This window comes from Phreatobacter sp. GW821-FHT04C01, assembly GCF_059420385.1.
Window position 1 is genome coordinate 135176 of record NZ_JBWKTP010000011.1, and the last position, 24913, is coordinate 160088.

23 protein-coding genes and 1 tRNA gene are annotated in these 24913 nt (G+C 67.5%); 10 read left to right on the forward strand and 14 right to left on the reverse strand.

Annotated elements, in window-relative coordinates; translation table 11 throughout:
• The first annotated feature begins 58 nt into the window (after positions 1-58).
• On the forward strand, positions 59-901 hold the full coding sequence (locus AC07WJ_RS31210) for an AraC family transcriptional regulator (protein WP_494938619.1): 843 nt from the start codon (positions 59-61) through the stop codon (positions 899-901).
• 381 nt (positions 902-1282) lie between these two features.
• Positions 1283-2485 carry a GNAT family N-acetyltransferase gene (locus tag AC07WJ_RS31215; protein WP_494938620.1) on the forward strand — a complete coding sequence of 401 codons (1203 nt, stop codon included), beginning with the start codon at positions 1283-1285 and terminating at the stop codon, positions 2483-2485.
• 84 nt (positions 2486-2569) lie between these two features.
• Here the strand turns inward: AC07WJ_RS31215 and AC07WJ_RS31220 are convergent, their stop codons facing one another.
• On the reverse strand, positions 2570-4852 hold the full coding sequence (locus AC07WJ_RS31220; RefSeq protein WP_494938621.1) for a GumC family protein: 2283 nt from the start codon (positions 4850-4852) through the stop codon (positions 2570-2572).
• Positions 4853-5014: 162 nt separating this feature from the next.
• On the opposite strand from AC07WJ_RS31220, the gene AC07WJ_RS31225 reads away from it, so the two are divergent.
• Together AC07WJ_RS31225 and AC07WJ_RS31230 are read left to right on the forward strand one after the other, a co-directional pair.
• Positions 5015-5647 (forward strand): polysaccharide biosynthesis/export family protein, encoded by a 633-nt coding sequence (locus AC07WJ_RS31225; RefSeq protein WP_494938622.1) that lies wholly within the window; start codon positions 5015-5017, stop codon positions 5645-5647.
• A complete protein-coding gene (locus AC07WJ_RS31230; RefSeq protein ID WP_494938623.1) occupies positions 5647-6798 on the forward strand; it encodes a glycosyltransferase in 1152 nt (383 codons plus the stop codon). The genes AC07WJ_RS31225 and AC07WJ_RS31230 overlap by 1 nt, the downstream gene beginning before the upstream one ends.
• Before the next feature lie 176 nt (positions 6799-6974).
• Here AC07WJ_RS31230 and AC07WJ_RS31235 read toward each other — a convergent pair whose 3' ends face one another.
• Positions 6975-7193 (reverse strand): DUF1127 domain-containing protein, encoded by a 219-nt coding sequence (locus AC07WJ_RS31235; RefSeq protein WP_494938624.1) that lies wholly within the window; start codon positions 7191-7193, stop codon positions 6975-6977.
• 406 nt (positions 7194-7599) lie between these two features.
• Here AC07WJ_RS31235 and AC07WJ_RS31240 point away from each other — a divergent pair, with 406 nt between their 5' ends.
• From AC07WJ_RS31240 to AC07WJ_RS31250, 3 genes are all read left to right on the forward strand, one after another.
• The gene (locus AC07WJ_RS31240) at positions 7600-9165 is read left to right on the forward strand and encodes an undecaprenyl-phosphate glucose phosphotransferase (protein WP_494938625.1); all 1566 of its coding nucleotides are present in this window, start codon (positions 7600-7602) and stop codon (positions 9163-9165) included.
• A 62-nt stretch (positions 9166-9227) separates the two neighbouring features.
• On the forward strand, positions 9228-10481 hold the full coding sequence (locus AC07WJ_RS31245; protein WP_494938626.1) for an O-antigen ligase family protein: 1254 nt from the start codon (positions 9228-9230) through the stop codon (positions 10479-10481).
• A 14-nt stretch (positions 10482-10495) separates the two neighbouring features.
• Positions 10496-10572 (forward strand) — tRNA-Pro (locus AC07WJ_RS31250).
• A gap of 179 nt (positions 10573-10751) precedes the next feature.
• On the opposite strand, the gene AC07WJ_RS31255 is transcribed toward AC07WJ_RS31250, so the two are convergent.
• The 3 genes from AC07WJ_RS31255 to AC07WJ_RS31265 form a co-directional block, all read right to left on the reverse strand.
• Positions 10752-11345 carry a hypothetical protein gene (locus AC07WJ_RS31255; protein ID WP_494938627.1) on the reverse strand — a complete coding sequence of 198 codons (594 nt, stop codon included), beginning with the start codon at positions 11343-11345 and terminating at the stop codon, positions 10752-10754.
• A 154-nt stretch (positions 11346-11499) separates the two neighbouring features.
• On the reverse strand, positions 11500-11781 hold the full coding sequence (locus AC07WJ_RS31260; protein WP_494938628.1) for a transglycosylase: 282 nt from the start codon (positions 11779-11781) through the stop codon (positions 11500-11502).
• A gap of 121 nt (positions 11782-11902) precedes the next feature.
• A complete protein-coding gene (locus AC07WJ_RS31265; protein ID WP_494938629.1) occupies positions 11903-12316 on the reverse strand; it encodes a cupin domain-containing protein in 414 nt (137 codons plus the stop codon).
• A gap of 201 nt (positions 12317-12517) precedes the next feature.
• Between AC07WJ_RS31265 and AC07WJ_RS31270 the strand changes: the two genes are divergently transcribed.
• Positions 12518-12922 carry a GFA family protein gene (locus AC07WJ_RS31270; protein WP_494938630.1) on the forward strand — a complete coding sequence of 135 codons (405 nt, stop codon included), beginning with the start codon at positions 12518-12520 and terminating at the stop codon, positions 12920-12922.
• A gap of 256 nt (positions 12923-13178) precedes the next feature.
• Here AC07WJ_RS31270 and AC07WJ_RS31275 read toward each other — a convergent pair whose 3' ends face one another.
• The 7 genes from AC07WJ_RS31275 to AC07WJ_RS31305 form a co-directional block, all read right to left on the reverse strand.
• Entirely contained in the window at positions 13179-13658 is a 480-nt protein-coding gene (locus AC07WJ_RS31275; protein ID WP_494938631.1) for a hypothetical protein, read from the reverse strand.
• Positions 13659-14327: 669 nt separating this feature from the next.
• Positions 14328-15137: a MerR family transcriptional regulator gene (locus tag AC07WJ_RS31280; RefSeq protein ID WP_494938632.1), complete on the reverse strand. Its 810-nt coding sequence runs from the start codon at positions 15135-15137 to the stop codon at positions 14328-14330.
• A gap of 143 nt (positions 15138-15280) precedes the next feature.
• Positions 15281-15595, reverse strand: coding sequence for an integration host factor subunit alpha (locus tag AC07WJ_RS31285; RefSeq protein ID WP_494938633.1), 315 nt, complete (start codon positions 15593-15595; stop codon positions 15281-15283).
• A gap of 147 nt (positions 15596-15742) precedes the next feature.
• Positions 15743-16720 carry a beta-ketoacyl-ACP synthase III gene (locus tag AC07WJ_RS31290; protein WP_494938734.1) on the reverse strand — a complete coding sequence of 326 codons (978 nt, stop codon included), beginning with the start codon at positions 16718-16720 and terminating at the stop codon, positions 15743-15745.
• Positions 16714-17778, reverse strand: a complete 1065-nt coding sequence (gene plsX, locus AC07WJ_RS31295) for a phosphate acyltransferase PlsX (protein ID WP_494938634.1) — start codon at positions 17776-17778, stop codon at positions 16714-16716. The genes AC07WJ_RS31290 and plsX overlap by 7 nt, the downstream gene beginning before the upstream one ends.
• A gap of 138 nt (positions 17779-17916) precedes the next feature.
• Positions 17917-18462 (reverse strand): DUF177 domain-containing protein, encoded by a 546-nt coding sequence (locus AC07WJ_RS31300; protein ID WP_494938635.1) that lies wholly within the window; start codon positions 18460-18462, stop codon positions 17917-17919.
• On the reverse strand, positions 18459-18998 hold the full coding sequence (locus AC07WJ_RS31305; protein ID WP_494938636.1) for a ubiquinol-cytochrome C chaperone family protein: 540 nt from the start codon (positions 18996-18998) through the stop codon (positions 18459-18461). Before AC07WJ_RS31305 ends, AC07WJ_RS31300 begins: the two co-directional genes overlap by 4 nt.
• 152 nt (positions 18999-19150) lie before the next feature.
• On the opposite strand from AC07WJ_RS31305, the gene AC07WJ_RS31310 reads away from it, so the two are divergent.
• Positions 19151-19603, forward strand: a complete 453-nt coding sequence (locus tag AC07WJ_RS31310) for an outer membrane protein assembly factor BamE (protein WP_494938637.1) — start codon at positions 19151-19153, stop codon at positions 19601-19603.
• A 311-nt stretch (positions 19604-19914) separates the two neighbouring features.
• Here the strand turns inward: AC07WJ_RS31310 and AC07WJ_RS31315 are convergent, their stop codons facing one another.
• Both AC07WJ_RS31315 and AC07WJ_RS31320 read right to left on the reverse strand, forming a co-directional pair.
• Positions 19915-22059: a sodium-translocating pyrophosphatase gene (locus AC07WJ_RS31315; protein WP_494938638.1), complete on the reverse strand. Its 2145-nt coding sequence runs from the start codon at positions 22057-22059 to the stop codon at positions 19915-19917.
• A 226-nt stretch (positions 22060-22285) separates the two neighbouring features.
• Entirely contained in the window at positions 22286-23500 is a 1215-nt protein-coding gene (locus AC07WJ_RS31320) for an MFS transporter (protein WP_494938639.1), read from the reverse strand.
• 274 nt (positions 23501-23774) lie between these two features.
• Here AC07WJ_RS31320 and AC07WJ_RS31325 point away from each other — a divergent pair, with 274 nt between their 5' ends.
• Complete coding sequence (locus tag AC07WJ_RS31325) at positions 23775-24890, forward strand: oxidoreductase (protein ID WP_494938640.1); 1116 nt, start codon at positions 23775-23777, stop codon at positions 24888-24890.
• The last annotated feature ends 23 nt before the right edge of the window (positions 24891-24913 follow it).

Genomic DNA, 24913 nt, shown 5'->3' on the forward strand with positions numbered 1-24913 from the left:
CTTGCGCCCTGACCTGCTTGCGTGATCTGGTCTAGTTCTTTCGCGACTGGGCCAATCCATGGAACGTCCCGACAAGGATCTCGTCCCGAGGCCCGACGTCGATATCGACGGCGTGCGGCGCGCCTGGATCGAAAGCACCGAGCAGCAGACCATCGCGCTGGCCAGCGACTATCCCCAGGGCTACCTGGTCAAGGCGCATCGCCATTCGCGGGCGCAATTGCTCTATGCCCTCCGCGGCGTGGTGACGGTCACGACCGGTATCGGCCGCTGGGTGGTGCCGACGGGCCACGCGCTGTGGATCCCGGCGCGGATCGAGCATGCCGTCGAGATGCTCGGCCGGGTCAGCATGCGCTCGGTCTATGTCACTCCGGACGCGATCGAGGGGCTGCCCGAGGGCATTCGCGTGGTCGCCGTCACCGACCTGATGCGCAGCCTCATCGTCGAGGCGGTGACGCTGCCGCTCGCGCATGAACCGATGAGCCGGGCCGGCCTGGTCATGGCGCTGATAACGCTTGAAATTCCCCGCCTGCCGGAACAGCCGCTGGGTCTCGCCTTTCCGACCGAACCCAGGATCGCGACGCTGTGCCGGCGCTTCCTCGAAAAGCCCGCGCCCCATGCCCGCATCGACGACTGGGCCGACCAGCTGGCGATGAGCCGGCGCGCCTTCACCCGCGCCTTCCGCCACGAGACCGGCATGAGCCTGCAGGCCTGGCGCCAGCAGGCCTGCCTGTTCGCGGCACTCCCGCGCCTCGCCGATGGCGAACCGGTCACCAGCGTCGCGCTGGATCTCGGTTACGAGAGCGTCGCCGCCTTCACCACCATGTTCAAGCGCATGCTGGGGGTGCCGCCCAGCCATTACCTGCGCGAGACGCCCGACAGTGGCGGCAGGCGGCAAGCCTGAGCCCGTCCATGCCGAAGCCCCATGTGAAGGCGACGAGCGAATGGCGAGAGGCCGATCGTGGATCGCGGATCAATTGATCCAGCCCAGTCCGAACCTCGCCCGCCTCGCGCTTCGTCTTGGCCGGGCTTGTCCCGGCCATCCACGAATTGCTTCGGTCCAAGGCATGCGTGGATGCCCGGGCCAAGTCCGGGCAAGACGATGGAGGGTCGGGAGATCAAGGACGGCACCGACGTGCCACTGGCATCCATTCCGAGGCGCGGGCTGCCAAGATGGGGCAGGATGGCACCCGTCCCGGCTCGGCCTGTCTAAGCCCATGACGCCCTAACAACAGATTGTTGAGACTTGTTTGATAGCTGATCGGAGCGCGCGGCGGACGAAGCGATGACCCTGACCATCGACACGGCGACCTATGGCGACGGTGGGCGCGGCGTGGCTTCGGCCGGAAGCTTCGGCCTGCGGGTCGTTGCGAGCTTCGCCGAGGCGGAAGCCGTATGGCGCAGCCTCGAGGCGGATGCCGTGTTCAGCGCCTATCAGCGCTTCGACTGGGCCGACTGTTTTCATGCCACGCTCGGCGAAAGCACCACCCCGTGCCTCGCCTTCCTGACCGATGCGTCCGGCCGGCCGCAGGCCCTGCTGCCGCTGGCCATAGCGGCGGAGAGCGGGCTGTCGGTGGCGAGCTTCATCGGCGGCAAGCATTGCAATTTCGGCCTCGGCCTGTGGCGCCCCGCCTTTGCCGAAGCCTGCACGCCGGCCCTGCTGCGCGATGCCCTCGGCGCGATTGCCCGCCAGGCGCCGCGCCGGATCGACCTGTTCCGCCTGACCGGCCAGCCCGTCACCTGGGCCGGCCTCGACAATCCGCTGCGCCTGCTCGCCCATCAGCCGGCCCCCTCCTTCGGTTACCACCTGGCGCTCGGGCCGGATCCGGACGCGACGCTCGCGGCCGCCATGTCCGGGCCGGCCCGCAAGAAGCTGCGCAAGAAGGAAAAGGCGCTGGCCGCCTATGGTGAGGTCGCCTTCGTCAAGGCGCGGACCGCGACCGAGGTCGAGACCTTCGCCAACGCCTTCCTGGAGCAGAAGGCCGCGCGCTGCCGCGAGCTGGGCATTCCCAACGTCTTCGCCGAGCCCGACGCGCGCGGCTTCATTCTCGCCGCCGCGACACGCGGCCTCGTCCAGGATCGGCCGGTCATCGAGCTCTACGCCCTGACGGTCTCGGGCGAACCGGTGGCGACCTTCGGCGGCACGATCGCCAATGGCCGTTTCTCCGGCATGTTCAACGCCATGACCTCGGGCCCGATGACCCGCGAGAGCCCCGGCGAGATCCTGCTCATCCACCTGATCCGCCATTGCTGCGTCAGCGGTCTCACCGTCTTCGATCTCGGCGCCGGCAAGGCGCGCTACAAGTCGAGCCTGTGCGACGGCGAGGACATGCTGTTCGACCAGTTCATCCCCATCACCTGGCGCGGCCAGGCGGCGGCCGCGGCCTATGGCGCGGCGACACGGGTGAAGCGTGCGATCAAGCAGTCGGATCGGCTGTGGCCGCTGGTCCAGGCGCTGCGCCGCGCGCGCGGACAGGTCCAGGCTTGATGACCGGAGCCTGATGGCTTCAGATCGAATCTTCGCAGTCCGGCCAGGCGAACTGCAAAGCTTCACCAAGCTGCCTCCGCTCCATCAGGCCGCGACGGCAGCCTCCGGCACCGTCAGCATGACCGTCACCGGCTTCAGTCCCTCGCGATCGAGTGCGGCATAGGCGGCCACCACTGCGGGGTCGGAAGCATTGCTGTCACCGATGATCACGGCGTCGCCGGCAAAGGCCGCGACCCGCGAAAAGCCCGCGCTGTCGACCGCCAGCTGGCCGGCCAGGATCAGCACGACGTCATAGGTGCGGGTCAGGGCGCCGACCGCGAACGACAGGCGCTCGTCATCGGTGACCTCCCGGCCACCCGGAAGACGGCGGCCGAGCGGCACCAGATGAGCCCGGGACGCCGGGTCACGGTGAATGATCTCGGCGAAGGAGGTCCGCTCGGCCAGGAGATCGGCGAGCCCCGGCGCGCCATTGCCGGCGAGCGAGGACAGCGCGGCATTGTCGCCGTCGAGATCGACCATCACCACGCGCCGGCCGCCGGCGGCGAACTGCCTGGCCAGCGCCAGCGTCACGCCGGTGGCGGCAAGCCCGGGCCCGGTCGCCAGAATCAAGGTGCGGCGAACCGGCTGGCCGGCCGCGTCGAGCCGCGCGGCCAGGCTGCTGATGCTTTCGGCGGGAGCCTCGCCGTCAGGCTCGGCCGAGGGGGCGAGCGGGGCGACGCCGGCGAGATCTTCGGCCAGGTCCTCATCGAAGGCCTTGCCGTCGTCCGGCGCCGGTCCCTCGGCGGAAGCGACGCGGCGCGGCGCGAGTTCGTGCGGCGTGGCCTCCGGCGACGCCGTGGCGTCGGGGCCGTGGTCCGGCACCAGGTCGGGTGCCCGGTCCTCGCCTTCGAGCACCGGCATCCGCTCGTCCGGCGGCGTATCGCCTTCTTCGGCCCGGCCCGGGCGCTGCGCTCCGCCGCTCATCAGCGCGCCGGTGGCGACGCACCCGATCGCCAGCAGCATGGTGCCGAGCGTGGTGATCAGGATGGTCGGCAGCTTCTTCGGAAAGGCCGGCACATTGGAAATGGTGGCGCGCGAGACGATGCGCGCGTCGGCCGGCATGGCGCTCAGGCTGTCGCGCGCGGTGGCGTCGCGATAGCGGGCGAGCAGCCCTTCCAGCTGGTCGCGGTGTGATTTCGCCTCGCGCTCGAGCACGCGCAGCTGCACTTCCTGCTCGCTGGCCTCCGAGGCCTGGCGCTTGACCTGGTCGAGCGTCTGGCCGAGCGATTCGACCCGCGCCCCGGCGAGCCGCGCGTCGTTCTCCAAGACGCGCACCAGCTTCTCGGCCTCGGTGCGCACCTGCTGGTCCAGGCTGGTCAGCTGCGCGCGCAGCTCGGCGATGCGCGGATGGCGCGGCCCCAGCGTCGAGGACTGCTCGGCCAGCTGGACCTGGACCGAGGCACGCTGCTCATTGAGCCGGCGAATGATTTCGGAATTGACCACGTCGCCGGATTCGATCGGGCGCCCGGCCCGCAGGAAGTCGCGCAGCAGCCGCGAGCGGGTCTGGGCGTCGGTCTGCTGGGCGCGCGCGGTGGCGATCTGGCTGTTCACCTCCGCCAGCTGCTGCGCGGTGAGGCTGGTATTGTTGGAGCCGACGAACAGGTTGGCCCGGGCGCGGAAGCTCTCGACCCGGCCTTCGGCCTCCTCGACCTTGCGCCGGAGACCGTCGATCTCACCCGACAGCCACTGCGAGGCCGAGCGGGTCTGCGAGCGCTTATTGGCCTGCTGGGCCTCCAGGAAGCGGTCGGCGACCGCGTTGGCGGCTTCGGTCGCCAGATGCGGATCGTGGGATTCGAACTGGACCGCGATGATCCGCGACTTGTCGACCTGATAGGCCGTGAGCTTCTCGAAATAGCTGCGCATGACGCGCTCTTCCGAGGTCATGCGCAGCGGATCCTCGGCAAGGCCGACCAGGATCAGCGCCTGCTTGACCGGATTGAAGCCGCGCAGCACCGGATCGAACTCCGCCCGGCGGCCGAGTTCGAGCTGGGTCGCGACGCTGCGCTCGATATCCCTGGACATCAGCACCTGAACCTGGCTGAGCACCGCCTCCTGGTCGACCGCGGTACGGTCGCTCGCGCTGTTCCGGTCGATTTCCGAGCGGGTATAGGGGTTCTCGCCGCTCTCGACGAGAATCCGCGCCTCCGAGCGGTAGGTCGGCGTGGTCATGTTGACGACGACGAGACTGCCGGCGAGCGCCAGCGCCGAGGGGATGGCGATCCACAGCCGCTTGGCCCAAATCGCCTGGCCGAGCGCGCCGAGATCGAGCTCGCCGCGCTGCGGGGCCCCCGTCTCGTCCGTGCCCTGTTGGCCACCAAACCCGCGCATGATCGGCACCTTGATCTACTGTACTGCAAGCCTGCATCAGAAATCATTAGGGTTGCCATCGCGTTAATTTAGCCGCGTCGCGAGCGGCGCGTTGGGCTTTTCTTAACCACGCCCACGCATGATCGCGCTCATGAAGACCGTGGCTATCAAGGACTGAACGTGATGCGTCGGTTCCCCGCGCTTACGACCTGCGCCATCGCGCTGGCCCTTGGCGGCTGCGCCGGCGGCACGCCCAATTCCGGCCCTGGCACGCTGGTCGATACGACCCGTGGCGTCGTCGGCCCGCTGAACGGCGATACCGGCACCGTCGTGCCGCATGAGGCGATCGCGCCCGACGGCCCCTATCTGCTCGACACCGGCGACCGCCTGCGCGTCGTCGTGTTCGGGCAGGAAGGGCTGACCAATTCTTATGCGGTCGATGCCTCGGGCAATATTTCCATGCCGCTGATCGGCGCGTTGCGCGCCGCCGGCCGCTCGACCCAGGGCCTCGCCGGCGACATTGCCGGCAAGCTGCGTGGCGGCTTCATCCGCGATCCCAGCGTCTCGGTCGAGGTCGACACCTACCGCCCCTTCTTCATCATGGGCGAAGTCCTGGCCGGCGGCCAGTTTCCCTATGTCAGCGGCATGACCGTGCAGAACGCGGTCGCCATTGCCGGCGGCTTCTCGCCGCGCGCCAACCGCTGGAAGATCGAGGTCACCCGCAAGGTCAACGGCCAGCCCTACCGGGCCGACGTGCCGCTGACCCATCCCCTGATGCCGGGCGACACCGTGGTCGTCCGGGAACGCTGGTTCTGATGTCGCTCGCCATCCTGCACATCATGCGTTCGCCGGTTGGCGGGCTGTTTCGCCATGTCGTCGACCTCGCCCGCGAGCAGTCCGCCCGCGGCCACCGGGTCGGCATTGTCGCCGATGCCTCGACCGGCGGCGAACGGGCCGGCGCGATCCTGACCGCGCTCGACGCCGACCTCGCCCTCGGCGTCACCCGTGTCGCCATGAGCCGCGATCTCGGTTTCTCGGACTGGCCTGCCGGGCAGCATGTCGCCCGCCGCATCGCCGAAAACGACGTCGACGTGGTGCATGGCCACGGCTCCAAGGGCGGCGCCTATGCTCGCCTTGCCGGCGGCGGCCGGCTGAAGGTCTATACGCCCCATGGCGGCAGCCTGCATTACTCGCGCAAGACGCCGGTCGGCCTGGTCTACCTGACGCTCGAAGGCCTGCTCGCCGCGCGCACCGACCTGTTCCTTTTCGAGAGCGCCTTTGGCCGGGACGCGTTCCGCGCCAAGGTGTGCGAGCCGCGCGGCGTGGTCAGGGTCGTCCATAACGGCGTCGGACCGGCCGAGTTCGAGCCGGTGCCGCACCAGGACACCGCGACCGATCTGCTGTTCATTGGCGAGCTGCGCCACCTGAAAGGCGTCGACGTGCTGGTCGACGCCATCGCGCTGTTGCGCGACCGGGGCCGGCCGCTGACCGCCACGATCGTCGGCGCCGGGCCGGAGGCTGCCTCGTTCAGGGCTCAGGCCGAACGCCAGGGCCTCACCGGTAGCATCGCCTTTCCGGGGGCCCTGCCCGCCCGCGAGGCTTTCGCCCGGGGCCGGCTCCTGATCGTGCCCTCGCGCGCCGAATCCCTGCCCTATGTGGTGCTCGAGGCCGGCGCCTGCGGCCTGGCGCAGATCGCCACCGCGGTCGGCGGCATCGGCGAGATCTTCGGCCCGGATGCCGGCCTGCTGATCCCGGCCGGCGACCCGGCGGTGCTGGCGGCCGCGATCGACGCCCGTCTTGGTGATCCGGCCGGAGCGACCGCCGGCGCAGCCCGCCTGAGCGCCCGGATCGGCAGGAATTTCTCGATCTCCGCCATGACCGACGGTGTCCTCGCGGCTTACGCCGAAGCGCTCGACGCGCGCGAGGGCCTCACCGAGGCGCGCAAGCTCACAAGCTCAAGGTCTTAATCGCCGCGTCGACGCCGCGCGTGAACCCTCGCCCGCGCCGACGCCCCCTCTCCCACGAAGACGCGGGCGAGGGTTGGCGCGCACGGTCGCCGCCTGCCTCCTCAAACGCATCGCTCCGCGCCAGCGGGCAGCTGACGCGGAGCGATGGGACGGCGTGAGGGCCCGAAGGCCCGGTATCAACGGCCGAAGCGCGAGACCCGGTCGATCTCGGAGCGGCTGATGCCGATGTCCTGCAGCGCGTGGTCGCTCAGCATGCGCAATTCGGCGGCGGTGCGGCGCGCGGCATAGGCCTCGGCCACGGCCTCGAACAGCCCGATGGCGCGCTGCTGCAACCGGGCGAGCAGACCGGAACGGGAATTGTGCACTGCGTCAGAGTGAAGGGTGAACAGGGTCATTGGGATCTCCATGATGTGCGTTTGCGAAAGGAAGGACGTCCGCGGATCGAGCCGCGCCGTTCATCCTGTTAGTATCGGGTGATTGTGAAGTTGTTCAGACGGGATCGATCAAAGTTTTTGAAGGCGCCGATCAATTGTTACAGAAAACGTTTCTATTGTTTCAGTCCGTGATCGAATCAACTTGAGCCCGGGCCGAATTGGGGCTTTTTCTCGATAGTGGTCGGGATTGTTGGAGATCTATTAAGTCACGATTAACAATAGGTTTATGGTGCAATGCGGTAGAAACGCCCCTGCCCGGCGGCAGCCGCATGCTCAAGCGAAAAGCAAGGATTGTCCCCTAGGGTGAGCCCCAGACGTCAGGTCCGCCGACGATGGCGGCCCCAGGAAACAGGCAAGAGACCCGATCATGTTGGGCTTCACGGGACGAGACATCATCAAGGCGGTCGAGGCCCGAACGGCTGAAGCCACGTCGGCGGGCACCACGCCGCCGCAGGCGGCCAGCGGGGCCAGGCGCCAGCTTTCTGAACTCGCCTCGAAGATCGCCGACGAGGCGGTCGGCACGGCCTATTCGCCGGTCGTGCTCGGCGGCATCGTCCGGCTGATCGAATTCACCATCGTGATGTTCCTCGGCGCCACCATCTATCTCGGCTGGGTCTATCCGACCCAGGGCATCCAATGGGCCTCCAGCGTCGGCCTGTTCGGGCTCACCATGCTGACCTTGCTCGCCTTCCAGGCGGCCGGTCTCTACGACGTTCACGTCTTCCGTACCCATGTCGCCCAGTTCGGCCGCCTCCTGGTGGCCTGGACCCTGGTCTTCCTCATCGCCACGGCGATTGCCTTCTTCACCAAGGCCGGCGTCGAGCTGTCCCGGGTCTGGCTCGGCTCCTGGTACCTGGTCGGCCTCGGCGTGCTCACCGTCTTCCGCATCGGGCTTGCCCAGGTCGTCCGGACCTGGTCGCGCGCCGGCCGGCTGCAGCGCCGCGCCGTCATCGTCGGCGGCGGAGAGGCGGCGGAAGAGCTGATCCAGTCGATCCAGGCCCAGGCCGACAGCGACGTCACCGTCTGCGGCACCTTCGACGACCGCACCGATGCCCGCTCGCCCGCCCATGCCGCCAATGTGCCAAAGCTCGGCACCGTCGACGACCTCGTCGAATTCGCCCGCCGCACCCGCGTCGACCTGGTCATCGTGACCATTCCGATGACCGCGGAAGCGCGCGTCCTGCACATGCTGCGCAAGCTCTGGGTGCTGCCGGTCGACATTCGCCTCGCCGCCCATACCGCCAAGCTCAGGTTCCGCCCGCGCGCCTATTCCTATATCGGCAATGTCCCGGTGCTCGACGTCTTCGACAAGCCGATCCAGGACTGGGACGTCGTGTTGAAATGGATCTTCGACAAGATCGTCGGCACCTGCGCGCTGATCGCCCTGTCGCCGATCTTCATGCTCACCGCGATCGCCGTGAAACTCGATTCCAAGGGCCCGGTGTTCTTCCGGCAGAAGCGCTACGGCTTCAACAACGAGCTGATCGAGGTGTTCAAGTTCCGCTCGATGTATACGGACAAGAGCGATGCCACCGCCTCGAAACTGGTGACCAAGGGCGATCCGCGCGTCACCCGCGTCGGCCGCTTCATCCGCAAGACCTCGATCGACGAGCTGCCGCAATTGTTCAACGTCGTGTTCAAGGGCGACCTGTCGCTGGTCGGCCCGCGGCCGCATGCCGTCCATGCCAAGGCGGCGGACCAGCTTTATGACGACGTGGTCGACGGCTATTTCGCCCGCCACAAGGTGAAGCCGGGCATTACCGGCTGGGCCCAGGTCAATGGCTGGCGCGGCGAGACCGACACCCAGGAAAAGATCCAGCGGCGCGTCGAACACGATCTCTATTACATCGAGAACTGGTCGGTGCTGTTCGACCTCTACATTCTCGCCAAGACCCCGCTGTCGCTGGCAAGCCACCGCGAGAACGCCTTTTGAGCGCCAGCGGTTCGCTGATCGGGACTGAAGCCGGAGCCGCGGGATCGAAACCGCGGCTCCCTTTGCATGGGACGAGCCCTTCGCTCGCCGCCCTGCCGACGGAACGCCTGCGCCTCAAGCTGCTCTGGCTGATGATGATCGGCGGCGCCTTCGTCTTCGCCGAGCCCTCGCCCTATGAGATCGGCGCGCTGATCACCATTGGCGCCTTCGCCGCGACCGGCGCCATCGTGCTGCAGGCCGCCCTGCTGCCGCTCATCTTCGTGCTGCTGGTCTATTGCCTCGGCCTGACGGTCTGCGCCGTCCAGGTGCTGTCGGAGGCCAAGATCGTGCCCTGGGTCGCCGTCTCCTGGTATCTGGCCGTCACCACCATCTTTTTCGCCGCCATCCTGGCCGAACGGACCGAAGCGCGGCTGGACGCGCTGTTGCGCGGCTGGACGGTGGCCGCCCTGATCGCCGCGGCGGCCGGCATCGCAGGCTATTTCCGGCTGTTCCCGAGCGCCTTCGACCTTTTCACCCTGTATGGCCGCGCCAAGGGAACCTTCAACGATCCCAATGTTTTCGGGCCGTTTCTTATTGTCCCCATGCTGCTCGCCATCCAGGCCTTCTTTCATGGCTCGCCGAAAGCCATGCTGCGCGCCGGCGCCATCCTCGGCGTGTTGATGATCGCCCTGCTCTTGTCCTTTTCCCGTGGCGCCTGGATCCATTTCGGCCTGTCGGCGGCGGTCATGATCGGCCTGATGTTCGTCACCGCCCGATCCGCGGCCGAACGCCGGCGCATGGTGCTGATCGTCGCCGTCGGCGTCGTGCTGCTGCTCGCCCTGGTCGCCGTGCTCCTGTCGATCGACAAGGTCGCCGACCTCATGCGCGAGCGGGCGAATTTCAACCAGAGCTACGACAACGGCCCGATGGGCCGCTTCGGCCGCCACGTCTATGGCTGGCAGCTGGCGCTCGACCGGCCCTTCGGGCTCGGCCCGCTGCAATTCGCCAAATATTTCACCGAGGACGTCCACAACGTCTATCTGAACGCGTTCATCGCCGGCGGCTGGATTTCCGGCATCGCCTATCACGTGCTCGTCGGCCTCACCTTGTTCGCCGGCCTGTTCGCCTGCCTGAAGCGCGCGCCCTGGCAGCCCGCGGCCATCGCCATCTTCGCCACCTATTGCGGCCTCGCCTTCGAGGGAAAAATCATCGACACCGACCACTGGCGCCATTTCTGGGTTCTGTCGGGCCTGATCTGGGGCATCGCGCTGGCCAATCGCCACAGCCCTTTGGATATTCGCTTCGGCCCGCTTGCGGCGCGGCGCGAAAGCGCCTAAATCCCCAGCACGGTCGGAGTGTAGCGCAGCCCGGTAGCGCACTTGCATGGGGTGCAAGGGGTCCAGAGTTCAAATCTCTGCACTCCGACCAATTTCCCCCAGAACTGATGCCTTTGATTATCGCCGAGCGTCGATCAACGCGATTGTGTGGCCGGGCAGTCGAAACATGTCCGATCGAACCATGTCGCCCCGGCTGAGGCCCCGCACCGAGCATTGTCAGCGCCGCTGACCGGACGACGCCACCTCGCATGCGAGCCTGGAGCATTGCCATCAACGGCTGAGAAGCAATGATTCAAGAACGTTATTGATGGTGTATCCCGCCCACGGTGCGAACCATGCGACATTGACGGGGCCGTCATAGCGGCCATTCGAAAGTCCGGCGATCTCCAGATACTTGGCCAAATCCGGTCCGACGATGTAGCAATTGAGGCTCTGGACCCAGAGATGCGTGTCCGACTGCCCGGTACCGGGCTGAACCAGGGAACGATAGATGCCGACACAGGCATCGGCGGTTTGCGCCAGCACCCACAGGGCGCCCTCTCGACGACCCAGGATGGCCGTCACGCGCTCGCCATTTCCGCTGCCCTTCTCACTGTTGACCCACGCGTTCTCGGCGGGAGACAGCCGGGGCAGCCTGCTGGCGAATGACTGCCAGTAGTCGAGAAGCGCTCGTGCGATGGCCAGCCGAGCCTCCGGGCCAAGCCGTTCATCGGAATGATGCATGGTGGCGTTGACGGCGGCGACCAGTTCCAGGGTGGAAGCCCGGGCGCTGGATTGACCGCCGGGGACGGATCCCAACAACAGGCCTGCGACCAATACCGCAGATGTCATCGATCGAAACAGAAACGAACAGGCCTTCGTCAACACATCTGCCCCTTGAACAAGCGGGCGCCGCACGCGGTCACCGTCATCTTCCGCTCGAAGCCGCAAACATGATCATAAGGTGCCTGGCGGCGCATCTCTACGGCCGCCGCTCGGATTCGCGGCCGGCGCCATCGCGAGGAGTGACCGGCCACCGCTACTTGGCGGCGCGCCAGGCGAAGAGCACCGCCGCCGCCCCCAGGGCCGCCGCGATGACCGACGTCACCGCCCCGCCCCCGAGCGTCAGCAGCAGGGCGATGTGAGAACCGACGAAGGCGCCGGCGATGCCGACCAGGGCACTGGTGATCAGGCCCCGCCGGGACCCCGCGAGCTGGCGGGCGAGCCAGGAGGGGCCGGCCATGCGGTCGAACAGCACGCCCGCGACGATGCCGACGACAAGAATGAGGAGAAACGTGACGGCGGGATCGGAGGCGCGCATGGATCAGACCTTCCCTTCGCAAGCCGCCAGTTAGGCGACGCGCCGGCCTCGATGGCAAGGGCAATCGAAACCGACGGGCAGAGGCAGATCAGCGCCCGGCAGGCCGGCACGCCCCAAACCCCTATGCCGGCGTCGCCAGCGGCTTTCCCTTCTCCACGACGAACGTGCTGATCAGCCGGATCTTCGAAGCGCTGGCGGGACCGCCGGCATGGGCCGTTTCGGGCGGCACCTGGAAGGCATCCCCCGGCTTCAGCGACAATGTCGGGCGGCCCTGTATCGGCAGATCGAAAGACCCTTCCAGGATGTAGCCGGTCTCGATGCCGGGATGGGTGTGACGGCCGGCGACCACGCCGGCGGCGATCTCCACTTCCGCGATGATGGTGACATAGCCCGGTGCCGGCCCGTCGGTCTGCGAGAGCACCTTGCGGGTGATGCCGGTCGATGCCGCGGGCGCGCCTTGCGCCGAGACCTCGGTGGCCACGAAGCCCGAGACGGCGCAGATAGTGCAGGACGCGAAGATGCGGCGACTGATCATGAAGTCCTCCCCCAGGGATTTGCGGCGGCCGGCTTTTATCCGGTCTCCGCCACGGTAGGCTGACGTTGCGTCGCGCCTATCCGCATGAACCCTAGGGTGCGCGGCCTGCCGAGGGCGCATACCGGGCTCCGGGCCCTGACACCGGCTCCGTCCTCTCGCATAATCTGCCGGCACGCAGGTGGATCGGATGGGGCGACGGGAATGACGACGACAGGGGGATGCCGCTGCGGCGCGATCCGCTTCCGCTACCGGGGACAACCGGTCGCGACGCGACTCTGCTGGTGCCGCGACTGCCAGTATTGGGCCAGTGGCAATGCCACGATGAACGTCATCGTGGCCCAGGCGGGCCTGGCGATCGACGGGGCGCCGGCCCATTACGATTCGCCGGCCGATAGCGGCCGTCACATGCGCCGGTCGTTCTGCGCGGCCTGCGGCACGCAGCTGTTCAGCCAGTCGCTGGAAAACACCGAATTCATCGTCGTCCGGGTCGGCGCGCTGGATCACTCCGAGGCCATTCGCCCCGAGGCCGTCATCTGGACCAGCTCGGCGCCGGAATGGGCCGTGTTCGACCCGGCCCTGCCCCGCTTTCCGAAAGGCGCCACCTGATCGTGCCGGCGGCTGAACTCCGCGAGCGAAAGCCCCTGCGCGCCACAGCCCCGGGATGGGCATGGCGCGCAAGTCCGCTCCGAAAAACAACGCCCGGGTTGTCGATGTTGGTCCTCACGCGCGCCGAGGCCGCGCCACAGCCGAACAAACATCAACCCATAAAGGCTCCCCCCGGCCCGTTCGTGCACCGGTTCAGTTCCGCGAAGGTGGCGCGTCGCGTCCAGCCCTGCCGATGCGCCGCCGCCTCATTGGCCGATCACAGGCAGGTCCGTATCCCGTTCCTCACCCGCTCCTGCCACTCGGGTCCCAGCATCTGCTTGGCGTCCAGGGCGTTGTCATAACCCGGATCTCCCGCCCGAAACATCATGACCTGGAGATCTTGATCATGGCTGCCGCTGATCACGGTAGGTCCGGGGACATAGGTCGTGGTCCCGCGATATGTCGCGAGCCCACCGCCATACGAGGTCACCGTCCCGGAGGTCTGCGCGTGTCCAGGCAGTTGCGTCACCTGGACGTTGTCCTGCGCCCGGGCGCCGCCGATGATGTAACGATCGTAGCCGGCGCGAATGGTCTCCACGGCGACCGTCAGGGCCGCGACCCGCGCGGCTCCCTGAGGTCCGCATGCGGGCGCGGCGCTCGCCTGAACCACCATCGTATTTGCTGAGGTCCGCGTCGCCTGCGCTCCCGCGCAGCCGGCCAGGGCCAAAGACAGACAAGCGAGAACCGAAAACTTCATATTGCCTCCCAGAATACTTTGGGACCTAACGACAACGAGAGCACCGCCGCGGCAATCGGAAAAGTGGTCTTTCCACAGAAAGACAACGAGAGGCTGCCGTGGTAGCCAACAGACGACGAGCGCAGGCGGAGCCTCGAGCCACGGCCGGGTTCATCGTCAATGGGTCATCGTCGCTCGATCAGCCTTGAGACGGCCTGATCGCCGGACCGACCGCCAGTCCCGCGTTGCCCGACGCCGCCAAGGGGGCGGCACCGGCCGTCGGTGTCAACGCCTCGAACACCCATATCGGCTGAACCGCCAGCGTCGGCGTCGAATGCCGCTTCACGCCGAACGTCTCGGGCCTGGTCGAATATCGCTACACCGACGTCGCCAAGAAGACCTATCCCTTCCTGGTCAGCGCCGGATATCAGGACCACGCGGTCCGCGTCGGGCTCAACCACCGTTTCACCACCGGGCCGGCGGCGATCATTGCCCGCTATTAGCCACAAGCGCGGTGTATCGTCCTTCGCAGTGCATCTTCTTCATGAAACTGGGCCGCCCTCCGGGGCGGCTCCTTTTTGCCGGCATGTCCTGTTTGCCGACCTGTCCTGTTTGCCGGCATGTCCCGGCCGAACGCCAGCCGCCGCTGCACCGACACGGCCCGCGCGGCAGGATCGGCCTTCTGCCGCCTCAGTGCGTCTCGAAGGCCTGGTCGAGCCGCTTGCGGCACTCGGTCAGTTCGTAGAGCGCCGACTGCAGCTTGCGGATATCGTCGGCGGCAAGCAGCGTGGTCGGCGCCGCGTGATGGCTCGGAGCGGCAAGCGGTCCCTCGCCACGCGGCGGCGGAGCCGGCCGGGGTCCGGATCCCGCCGGCGCCCAGGGCTGGCCGGCCGACAGGTCCTGGCCCGGTCGCTGGGTCGGGGCCGGCCGAAGCGGCTGCTGCAGGTCGCCGGCGGACGATTGCGTCCGCGTCGGCCCGACCGGCTGGTCGTCGTCCTCGTCTTCGTTGAAATCCTCGGCTTCGAATTCATCGTCGCCGAAAGCCGGCTCAGACCGCGTGCGCGCCTCGTCCGCCGGATGGGAGGGCTCGCCGCGCAGGACCGGCAGCAACCCCTTCAGGCTGGCGCGCAGGCCCGAAGCCTGAGGGCCACGCATCGCCTCGCCCGCAACCTGATCGTCCGAGGCGACCACTTCCGGCCCGCCGGGCTTGGGCAGGGCCGAACCGCCCTCGCCTCGTCCGAGCGCCTGGATGGCCTTGATGCCGCTTTCCTTGATGATCCGCTGGACGCCCCGGATCGTGTAGCCCTCGCCATAGAGCAGATGGCGGATACCCTTCAGCAGATCGATATCGTCGGGCCGGTAATAACGCCGCCCGCCGCCGCGCTTCAGCGGCCTGATCTGGGCAAATCGCGTTTCCCAGAAGCGCAGGACATGTTGTGGCAGGTCGAGATCCTCGGCGACCTCGCTGATCGTGCGATATGCGTCCGGTGCCTTGTCCACTGAGCGAACCAATTGTTTCGGAGCTTCGATCCCTTAGCCGGGACCGGCGGCGAAACGGTGACGGATTCGTGACCGCCCGACAATCCAAAACCACGCCCGACCAGGTCCGGTCGCGCCGATTTCGGCGCCGCGCCGTCGATCCGTCAATCCTTGAGGCCGGCGGTGCTGTGGCCGTTGATCTGCGCCTTGAGGATATTGGACGGCTTGAACACCATCACCCTGCGCGGTGCGATCGGCACTTCCTGGCCGGTCTTCGGATTGCGTCCGACCCGCTCGCCCTTGGAACGCACGACGAACGAACCGAAGGACGACAGCTTCACCGTCTCGCCTTCGGCGAGGCAGTCGGTGATTTCCTTCAGGACCAGTTCGACGAGCTGCGCCGATTCGGTCCGCGACAGCCCCACCTTTTGATAGACAGCCTCGCACAAATCCGCGCGCGTGACGGTTTTGCCCGTCATGTCGACCCCCAATGCAAGCCCCGGAAAAGCCACCCGGCCACCGGTTCCAGGAACCGACGGCCATGCTTATCACCCTGATTTCATTATCACTATGGCCTCAAGAGGCCCCGGTCAACCACCTTAGGGCGGCACCGGACGTTTCGCCGCTCACCAGCGGATCAGCGCCGAGCCCCAGGTGAAGCCGCCACCCATGGCTTCCAGCATGACCAGGTGGCCCTTCTGGATACGCCCGTCCTTGACCGCGACGTCCAGCGCCAGCGGGATCGACGCCGCCGAGGTGTTGCCGTGCCGGTCGACGGTGATGACCACCTTTTCCGGCGCGATCTTCAGCTTCTCGGCGGAGGAATCGATGATCCGCTTATTGGCCTGGTGCGGCACGAACCAGTCGAGGTCGGCCGATGTCGTACCGGTAGCGGCATAGGCGTCGTTCATCACGTCGGTGATCATGCCGACGGCGTGCTTGAAGACCTCCCGGCCCTCCATGCGCAGATGTCCCACCGTGCCGGTCAGCGACGGCCCGCCGTCGACATAGAGCTTCGGCGTATGCCGCCCGTCGGAGCGCAGATGGGTGGTCAGCACGCCCCGCCCCGCGATGCCGTCGGGCTGTTCCTGGGCTTCCAGCACGATGGCGCCGGCGCCGTCGCCGAACAGCACGCAGGTGCCGCGGTCTTCCCAGTCGAGAATGCGCGAAAAGGTCTCGGCGCCGATCACCAAGGCCCGCTTGTGGCTGCCCGAGCGGAGAAACTTGTCCGCCGTCGTGACCGCGAAGACGAAACCCGAGCAGACCGCCTGCAGGTCGAAGGCGGCGCCGTGGGTGATGCCAAGCCGGGCCTGGATGGCGGTGGCGCTGGCCGGAAAGGTGCGGTCCGGCGTCGAGGTCGCCAGCAGGATCAGGTCGATATCCGCGGCGGTGATGCCGGCATGGGCGAGCGCCGCCTCGGCGGCCTTCAGGCCGAGATCCGAGGTGGTCTCGCCATCAGCCGCGATATGGCGCTCACGGATGCCCGTGCGCTGGACGATCCACTCGTCCGAGGTGTCGACACGCTCGGACAATTCGGCATTGGTCAGGACACGTTCCGGCAGATAGCTGCCGACGCCGAGGACAACGGAACGCAGTGTCACGATGCGGCCTCGAGGGAAACGGGTGCGGGCTCGGCCCGCGACGCATGATAGGCATCAACCATCGAACGAATCTTGGATTGGAGGTCGTAGCGCGCCATGTCGTAGGCGATATCGACGGCGCTCGCAAAGCCAAGTGGATCGGTACCACCATGGCTCTTGATCACGACGCCATTGAGGCCGAGAAACACGGCGCCGTTGCTTTTGCGCGGATCCATCTTTTCCCGCAGCGTGGCAAAGGCGGTGCGGGCGAGCAGATAGCCCAGGCGCGACCGCCAGGTGCGCGACATGGCGCCGCGCAGATATTCGCCGATCTGCTTGGCGGTGCCTTCGGCGGTCTTCAGCGCGATATTGCCGGTGAAGCCTTCGGTCACCACCACGTCGACGACGCCCTTGCCGATATCGTCGCTTTCGACGAAGCCCCGATAGTCCAGGCTCGACAGATTGGCGTCGCGCAGGATCTGGCCGGCCTCGCGAATGAACTCGAGGCCCTTGACCTCCTCGACCCCGATATTGAGCAGGCCGACGGTCGGCCGCTCCAGGTCGAACACCACCTGCGCCATGGCGGCGCCCATCACGGCCATGTCGACCAGCGCGCGGGCATCCGCGCCGATGGTCGCTCCCATGTCGAGCGCGATGGATTCGCCCCTCAGCGTCGGCCAGAGCGCGGCGAGCGCCGGCCGCTCGATGCCGGCCATGGTCTTCAGGTTGAAGGCCGCCATGGCCATCAGCGCGCCGGTATTGCCGGCCGACACCGCAGCGGCGGCCCGGCCGAACTTGACCTCGTCGAGCACTTTCCACATCGACGAGACGCGGCGGCCGTAGCGCAGCGCCTTGGACGGCTTGTCGTCCATGCGGATGGCGATATCGGTATGAACGATCTGCGCATGCGCCTTGACGCGTGGATTGGCGGCCAGCAGCGGCAGGATCTGCCGCTCGTCGCCGACCAGCACGAACTCCAGGTCGCGATGGCGCGACAAGGCGATCTCGGCGCCCGGAATGATGACCGAGGGGCCGAAATCGCCCCCCATGGCATCAAGGGCCAGCCTGACCTTCTCAGACATTCGCCATCCCGTTCGAGCGTCGCTTCGGACGCCAGTTGCGTTGCTGGAAACCGATCGGCCCAGGGAGCCGGGACAATAGCGTCTGGCTCCGGCGGCACAAGAGGCAGGGTGGCTGCGGCGAAAGTTTGATGCTGGGCATCAGGGTTCGCGTTTCAGCTTGGCGAGCCCGGCGAAGGGCGATGCCTCGTTGGCGGCCTGAGGCGCCTCGAAGGCCGCGTCCGGCCGGCGCGGATAGGGATCGACCACCAGCGCCAGGAATTCGATCGCGATGGCGGCGAGATCGATCTCGTTGCCGATCAAGGGATCGTCGGCCGCGACCGAGGCATCGATCGCCAGCCCGTCCTCCTCGTCATGAACGAGATGCGGTTTCAGCTTGTCGACCGGCCGGAAGGTCGCATCGATCTCCTCCTCGATGACGTTGGCGACCGGCTCCAGGCTGACCACGCAGGTCTGCGACACCGTTGCCTGGACGCGACCGGTCACCGCCAGGCCATCGCCGTGATACGGCCGGATCTCGACGTCGAGCAGGAAGGCCTCGATCGCCTCGACGCCGATCGCCGCCGCCAGCGCCGCGCCGTCGGCGGGCTCCAGCCGGTCGCGCCGGACATGGCGCCCACCAGCCGGCACCTCCTGGATCCGCACCGGCCAGCGCGGCAGGTGTGCGGCGGATTGTCGTGCGGTCATGACTGGCCTCCGTGGCGAACCAGCGGGAAGGATATCCGGCCGGTGGCCAGATGTTCAAACGGCAAGGCGGCGAGATCGGCGGCGGCGGCCCGGACATAGGCGGCAAGCGCGGAAGCCTCGGCATCCGGCCGGCCCAGGACATTGCGGGCGATCGCCTGTTCGAGCTGTTTCGGCTCGCCGCTCGCCAGCGCCTCGTCATAGGCCTTGACCCGCCCGTAGAAGGCTTCGCCCATCTTCTTGATGCGTTTCGGCACCTTGGTGTCGGCGACGCCCAGCTCACGCAGGCCGCGGTCGAGATCGAAAAACAGCAGATCGAACAGCGCCTGCCCCAGCTCCCGGCGCTCCGGGGCCTCTTCCTTCAGCCGGTGCAGCACGAGGAAAATATGCAACACCACCATCTCAAAGCGACCTTCCACGGTGTCGGCCACGCCATGGTCGCGGAAGAAGGCGGGATTGCGCGATTGCGCCACGATGGCGCCGTAAAGGCTGCGGATCGTCTCGTCGCCCTTGTTCCGGCGGAAAAGGCCGAAGATCATGAGGTTCAGTCCGGCTTTGGGTTGAAAAGAATGCGCATGCGGGGTACGTCAACGCGACCCCGCATTCAAGCGCGGGGCGGCGTCCACGACGCCGCAGGGTGTTGAAGGTTGTGCGAATGGTGCCCGTGAAGTTCTCTTTTTCTAAGGCAGCGATGGTGATCGGTGCCGCCCTCCTGACCGGCGCATGTTCCAACGGCCCGTCCCTGACCATGCCGTCTTTGCCTTCGGCGCCCTCCTTCACCGCGGGCGAGACCTTCAATCGCGGCTACATCGTCTCCGAGGAGGCGCTCGCCCAGGTCCGCCCGGGCAACAGCCAGGACCAGGTGCTGGTCGCGCTCGGCACGCCGACGACGATCTCCACGATCAGCGGCGACGTGTTCTATTACATCAACGAGAAGCAGACGCGCTCGTTCCTGTTCCAGCCGCTCAGGACCGTCGAGCGCAACGTCATCGCGGTCTACTTCACCCGCGAGCGCAAGGTCGAGCGGATCGCCAATTACGGCCTGCAGGACGGCAAGGTGTTCGACTTCATCAACCGCACGACCACCAGCGGCGGCGAGGAAGCCAGCCTGCTGCGCCAGATCCTGCAGGGCCCGCGCTCGTAACGCGCCCCCACGCAGCGCTCGACATCCGGTCGTTGCCGCGTAAGCCCTCGCCCCCCCTGCGGGAGAGGGTGGCCTCGCATGGCGAGACGCTGTGCAGGCGCCGGTTGAGGGTTTGATGGGGGCTGAGCCCTCGATTTCACCCGACATGCACCGAACGCACCGACGCAGCCGCCCTCACTTGGCGGCTCCGCTCCCACCCTTTCCCACGCAGGCGTGGGCGAGGGTTGACGCGCCTTCCCCATTCACCATTCCCCCAACGAAAAACCCCGCGGATCGCTCCGCGGGGCTCGCTTCGATGACGTCGCTGTCGCTCAGTGCGCGAGAATGGCCAGCAGCAGCAGCGCGACGATGTTGCAGATCTTGATCGCGGGGTTCACGGCGGGGCCCGCCGTGTCCTTGTAGGGGTCGCCGACGGTGTCGCCCGTCACCGAGGCCTTGTGGGCGTCCGAGCCCTTCAGGTGCTTCACTCCGTCCTTGTCGACGAAGCCGTCCTCGAAGGATTTCTTGGCATTGTCCCAGGCGCCGCCGCCCGAGGTCATCGAGATCGCGACGAACAGGCCGTTGACGATGACACCGAGCAGCGAGGCGCCGAGAGCCGCGAAAGCCGAGGCCTTCGAGCCGGACAGCCACAGCACGCCGAAATAGGCGACGAGCGGCGCCAGGACCGGCAGCAGCGACGGAATGATCATTTCCTTGATCGCCGCGCGGGTCAGCATGTCGACGGCCCGGCCGTAATCCGGCCGGTCGGTGCCGGCCATGATGCCCGGCTTCTCCTTGAACTGACGGCGGACTTCCTCGACCACCGAACCGGCGGCGCGGCCCACGGCGGTCATGGCGATGCCGCCGAACAGATAGGGAATGAGGCCACCGAAGATCAGGCCGGCCACCACATAGGGGTTGGACAGGTCGAAGGAGACCTTTCCGACATCCCTGAAATAGGGCAGGCCCGCATCGATGAACTGCTGCAGGTCGTTGGTATAGGCCGCGAACAGCACGAGCGCGCCGAGACCGGCCGAACCGATGGCATAACCCTTGGTGACCGCCTTGGTGGTGTTGCCGACCGCGTCGAGCGCATCGGTCGACTGGCGCACTTCCTTCGGCAGGCCGGCCATTTCGGCAATGCCGCCGGCATTGTCGGTGACCGGGCCGAAGGCGTCGAGGGCCACGATCATGCCGGCGAGGCCGAGCATGGTGGTGACCGCGATCGCCGTGCCGTAGAGGCCGGCGAGCTGGAAGGTGGCGATGATGCCGCCGACGATGACGATCGCCGGCAGTGCCGTCGATTCGAGCGACACGGCGAGGCCCTGGATCACGTTGGTGCCGTGACCGGTGACCGACGCCTGGGCGATCGACACCACCGGGCGCTTGCCCGTGCCGGTGTAATATTCGGTGATCCAAACGATCAGGCCGGTGACGACCAGGCCGACCAGGCCGCAGACGAACAGGGCCTTGCCGGTGATCGACTGGCCGGCGACGATGCCGAGCTCGCCCCAGCCGGTGACGAACTGGGTGGCGCCCGCCAGGCCGACGATCGACAGCGCGCCGGTGGCGATCAGGCCCTTGTAGAGCGCGCCCATGATCGAGTTGGACGCACCGAGCTTGACGAAGAAGGTGCCGGCGATCGAGGTGACGATGCACACCGCGCAAATCGCCAGGGGATACATCAGGGCCGCCTGCAGCACCGCGGGCGACGCCTTGGCGAAGAAGATCGCCGCCAGCACCATGGTGGCGACCACGGTCACCGCATAGGTTTCGAACAGGTCGGCGGCCATGCCGGCGCAGTCGCCGACATTGTCGCCGACATTGTCGGCGATGGTGGCGGGGTTGCGCGGATCATCCTCGGGAATGCCGGCTTCGACCTTGCCGACAAGATCGGCGCCGACATCGGCGCCCTTGGTGAAGATGCCGCCGCCGAGCCGGGCGAAGATCGAGATCAGCGAGGCGCCGAAGCCGAGCGCCACCAGCGCGTCGATCACCGTGCGGCTGGCGACGCCGAGGCCCATGGGACCGGTGAGCACCCAATAATAGCCGGCGACGCCGAGCAGCGCGAGACCGGCGACCAGGAGGCCGGTAACCGCGCCGGCCTTGAAGGCGATGTCGAGACCGGCCGCCAGCGATTTGGTCGCGGCCTGGGCCGTGCGCACATTGGCGCGCACCGAAACGTTCATGCCGATGAAGCCGGCGGCGCCCGAGAGCAGCGCACCGATCAGGAAGCCGATGGCGACGACCGTGCCGAGCAGGAAGTACAGGCCGATCAGGATGACGACGCCGACAATGGAGATCGTCAGATATTGGCGGCGGAGATAAGCCTGCGCGCCCTCGGCGATCGCGCCGGCGATTTCCTGCATTCGCGCGGAACCGGGATCCTGCGCCATCAGCGACTTGGTCGCCCAAGCGCCGTAGACCACGGATAATAATCCGCAGCCGATAATAACCACCCAAAGGGCTGTGCTCATTGACAACGTTCCTCTCGACCAGCCGTCCGAATGAACGACCGTCCGACCACTTCGGCCGGCTCTTCTTGCCTCTTGTTCACCGCGCGCAGCGCTGGAGTGACCGGCTGTCGCGGGACCGTCGCTTTTTTGCCAAAGTCCTTTCAGGTAAGCAACGAAAGAGAGCTATGCCGAGCCTCGGCCTTTAGGCGACCGGGGAGAGGTTCGTGTGGTCGAAGTCGCGATCGACTCAATGCGCCGCGGCCGGCGCCCGGCGCGCGGTTCCCAGCGCCAGCGACACGGCGGCGACGAGAACGATCGGGAACACCACCCAATTGACCATGTCCCAGCCGTAATTGGTCAGAATCTGGCCCGACGAGAAGGATCCGACCGCCATCACGCCGAACACGCAGAAGTCGTTGATCGACTGGACCTGGGTGCGCTCCTCCGGCCGCGCGGTCGCGGCGACCATGGCGCTGGCGCCGATATAACCGAAATTCCACCCGAGCCCGAGCAGCACCAGGGCTCCGTAGAAATGCGCAACCGTCAGCCCGACGAGGCCGGTGACCGCCGCCAGCGCGGTCAGCCCGAGCCCGACGGCAACGATTCGCGGCGCGCCGAAGCGGGTGATCAGGCTGCCGGTGAAAAAGCTCGGGCCGTACATGGCGATGACATGCCACTGGATGCCGTAGGCCGCGTCATCGACCCCGTGGCCGCAGCCGATCATGGCGAGCGGCGCCGCGGTCATGACGAAGTTCATCAGCATGTAGGTCGAGGCGCCGCAGATTACCGCGGTCAGGAAGGCCCGGTCGCGGAAGAAGCGCGACACCGGCCGGCGGGCCGAGGCGGCGACCGGCTTCGGCTTGGGAATGTCGATGAAGGACAGGATCAGGCCGGCGAGAATGGCCACCACGGCCTGGCCGATATAGGTGCCCGCGAACAGCACCGGCGGCAGCGCGTCCTTGGTCCACACCACCAGTTGCGGCCCGACCACGCCGGCGATGATGCCGCCGGTCATGACCCAGGAGATCGCCTTGGGCCGGAACGCGTCGGAGGCGGTGTCGGCGGCCGCGAACCGGTAGCTCTGGGCGGCCGAGGCATAAAAGCCGGCGCAGAAGGTGGCGAGGCAGAAGATCGGAAAGCTCGCCAGCGTCACGCCGAGATAACCGAACAGGCCGGTCAGCACGCCGGCCGAGGTGGCGATCTGATAGGCCGCCCGGCGCCCGACCCGGTGGATCAGCATGCCGACCGGCAGCGACGCGGCGGCTAGGCCGACCACGAAGATCGAGATCGGCAATGTCGCCAGCGAACGCGTCGGCGCGAGCCCCGCGCCGACGATCGCGCCGGTCGCGAACATGACGGTCGTGTTGGCTCCGGCGAGCGCGGTCGCCAGCGAGAGGATGAAGGCGTTGCGGCGGGCGAGCCGGTCGCCGGCCGCCAGCATGTCCTGCGTCGTGGTTGTCATGGCGTTTCCGAAGAATTCCGCTGCCTTGGCTGCACAGTCCCGGAGCATGGACGTTCCACGGAACGGCCTCTTCGGAGAACGGACAGGTGGATTACCCGGAATAGCCACGCAAAGCCACATTCGGTCGGTCCAGGGTGACCTGCGCCGCACACATGCGCCCGCCGCGCCGCGGCTCTTGCCGCGGCGCCGGCTTTGCGGCCTGATCGGATCGGCGCGCGAATGCAGTGGCGCCGCCATGCCGGCCCATGGCGTTCGGCCCCGAGGAGACCACCCGATGAGCCTGCTGTTCACGCCTCTCGATCTCGGCCCGGTGCGGGTTCCGAACCGCATCGTGGTCGCCCCCATGTGCCAGTATTCGGCCAATGACGGCTGCGCCAGCGACTGGCATCTGCAGCACCTGATGACGCTCGCCATGTCGGGCGCGGGCCTTGTCGTGCTCGAGGTCGCGGCCGTCGAGCGCCAGGGCCGGATCACCCATGGCTGCCTCGGCCTCTATTCCGACGCCAACGAGGCGAGCCTGGCGCGCGCCTTGGCGGCCGCCCGCACGGTCGCCCTGCCCGGCACCCGCTTCGGCATCCAGATCGGCCATGCCGGCCGCAAGGGCTCGGCCCAGCGCCCCTGGGAAGGCGGCCACGCGCTCGCCCCCGATGCCGATCCCTGGCCCGTCCTGGCGGCTTCCGCGATCCCCTTCGACGACGGCTGGCACACCCCAAGGGCTTTCGACGCCGAGGATGTCGCGCGGATCACCCATGCTTTCGTCGCGGCCGCCGGCCGGGCCGCCAGGATCGGCTTCGACGTGGTCGAACTGCACATGGCCCACGGCTATCTCATGCACAATGTGATGAGCCCGCTCTCCAACCAGCGCGACGACGGTTTCGGCGGCAAGCGCGCCAACCGCTTCTCCTGGCCGCTGGCGCTTGCCGGCGCGGTCCGGGCCGCCCTCCCCGAGGGGGTGGCGCTCGGCGCCCGCATCACCGGCCAGGACTGGGCCGAGGACGGGCTGCAGGTCGAGGACGCGGTGGCGCTCGCCGCCGACCTCAGGGCCGCCGGCCTCGTCTATGCCTGCGTGTCCTCGGGCGGTATCAACCCGAGGATCCGGGTTGCCGTGTCGCCCGGCTACCAGGTGCCCTTCGCCAAGGCGGTCAAGACGGCGACCGGCATCACCACCCGCGCCGTCGGCATGATCGCCCGGGCCGACCAGGCCGAGGAGATCCTGCAAAGCGGCGCCGCCGACCAGGTGGCGCTCGCCCGCGCCATTCTCGACGATCCGCGCTGGGGCTGGCATGCCGCGGAGACGCTGGGCGCCAGCCTCAGCCTGCCGCCGCAATATGCCCGCGCCGCCGCCAAGCTCTGGCCCGGCGCGGCGCTCGCGCGCCGGCATGCGGAGTGAGCGCTACTCGTTGCGCGCGGCGT

Coding starts and splice junctions, on each gene's coding strand:
- AC07WJ_RS31210 (WP_494938619.1), top strand. CDS start 59: ATGGAACGTCCCGACAAGGATCTCGTCCCGAGGCCCGACGTCGATATC.
- AC07WJ_RS31215 (WP_494938620.1), top strand. CDS start 1,283: ATGACCCTGACCATCGACACGGCGACCTATGGCGACGGTGGGCGCGGC.
- AC07WJ_RS31220 (WP_494938621.1), bottom strand. CDS start 4,852: ATGCGCGGGTTTGGTGGCCAACAGGGCACGGACGAGACGGGGGCCCCG.
- AC07WJ_RS31225 (WP_494938622.1), top strand. CDS start 5,015: ATGCGTCGGTTCCCCGCGCTTACGACCTGCGCCATCGCGCTGGCCCTT.
- AC07WJ_RS31230 (WP_494938623.1), top strand. CDS start 5,647: ATGTCGCTCGCCATCCTGCACATCATGCGTTCGCCGGTTGGCGGGCTG.
- AC07WJ_RS31235 (WP_494938624.1), bottom strand. CDS start 7,193: ATGACCCTGTTCACCCTTCACTCTGACGCAGTGCACAATTCCCGTTCC.
- AC07WJ_RS31240 (WP_494938625.1), top strand. CDS start 7,600: ATGTTGGGCTTCACGGGACGAGACATCATCAAGGCGGTCGAGGCCCGA.
- AC07WJ_RS31260 (WP_494938628.1), bottom strand. CDS start 11,781: ATGCGCGCCTCCGATCCCGCCGTCACGTTTCTCCTCATTCTTGTCGTC.
- AC07WJ_RS31265 (WP_494938629.1), bottom strand. CDS start 12,316: ATGATCAGTCGCCGCATCTTCGCGTCCTGCACTATCTGCGCCGTCTCG.
- AC07WJ_RS31270 (WP_494938630.1), top strand. CDS start 12,518: ATGACGACGACAGGGGGATGCCGCTGCGGCGCGATCCGCTTCCGCTAC.
- AC07WJ_RS31275 (WP_494938631.1), bottom strand. CDS start 13,658: ATGAAGTTTTCGGTTCTCGCTTGTCTGTCTTTGGCCCTGGCCGGCTGC.
- AC07WJ_RS31285 (WP_494938633.1), bottom strand. CDS start 15,595: ATGACGGGCAAAACCGTCACGCGCGCGGATTTGTGCGAGGCTGTCTAT.
- plsX (WP_494938634.1), bottom strand. CDS start 17,778: ATGTCTGAGAAGGTCAGGCTGGCCCTTGATGCCATGGGGGGCGATTTC.
- AC07WJ_RS31300 (WP_494938635.1), bottom strand. CDS start 18,462: ATGACCGCACGACAATCCGCCGCACACCTGCCGCGCTGGCCGGTGCGG.
- AC07WJ_RS31305 (WP_494938636.1), bottom strand. CDS start 18,998: ATGATCTTCGGCCTTTTCCGCCGGAACAAGGGCGACGAGACGATCCGC.
- AC07WJ_RS31310 (WP_494938637.1), top strand. CDS start 19,151: ATGGTGATCGGTGCCGCCCTCCTGACCGGCGCATGTTCCAACGGCCCG.
- AC07WJ_RS31315 (WP_494938638.1), bottom strand. CDS start 22,059: ATGAGCACAGCCCTTTGGGTGGTTATTATCGGCTGCGGATTATTATCC.
- AC07WJ_RS31320 (WP_494938639.1), bottom strand. CDS start 23,500: ATGACAACCACGACGCAGGACATGCTGGCGGCCGGCGACCGGCTCGCC.
- AC07WJ_RS31325 (WP_494938640.1), top strand. CDS start 23,775: ATGAGCCTGCTGTTCACGCCTCTCGATCTCGGCCCGGTGCGGGTTCCG.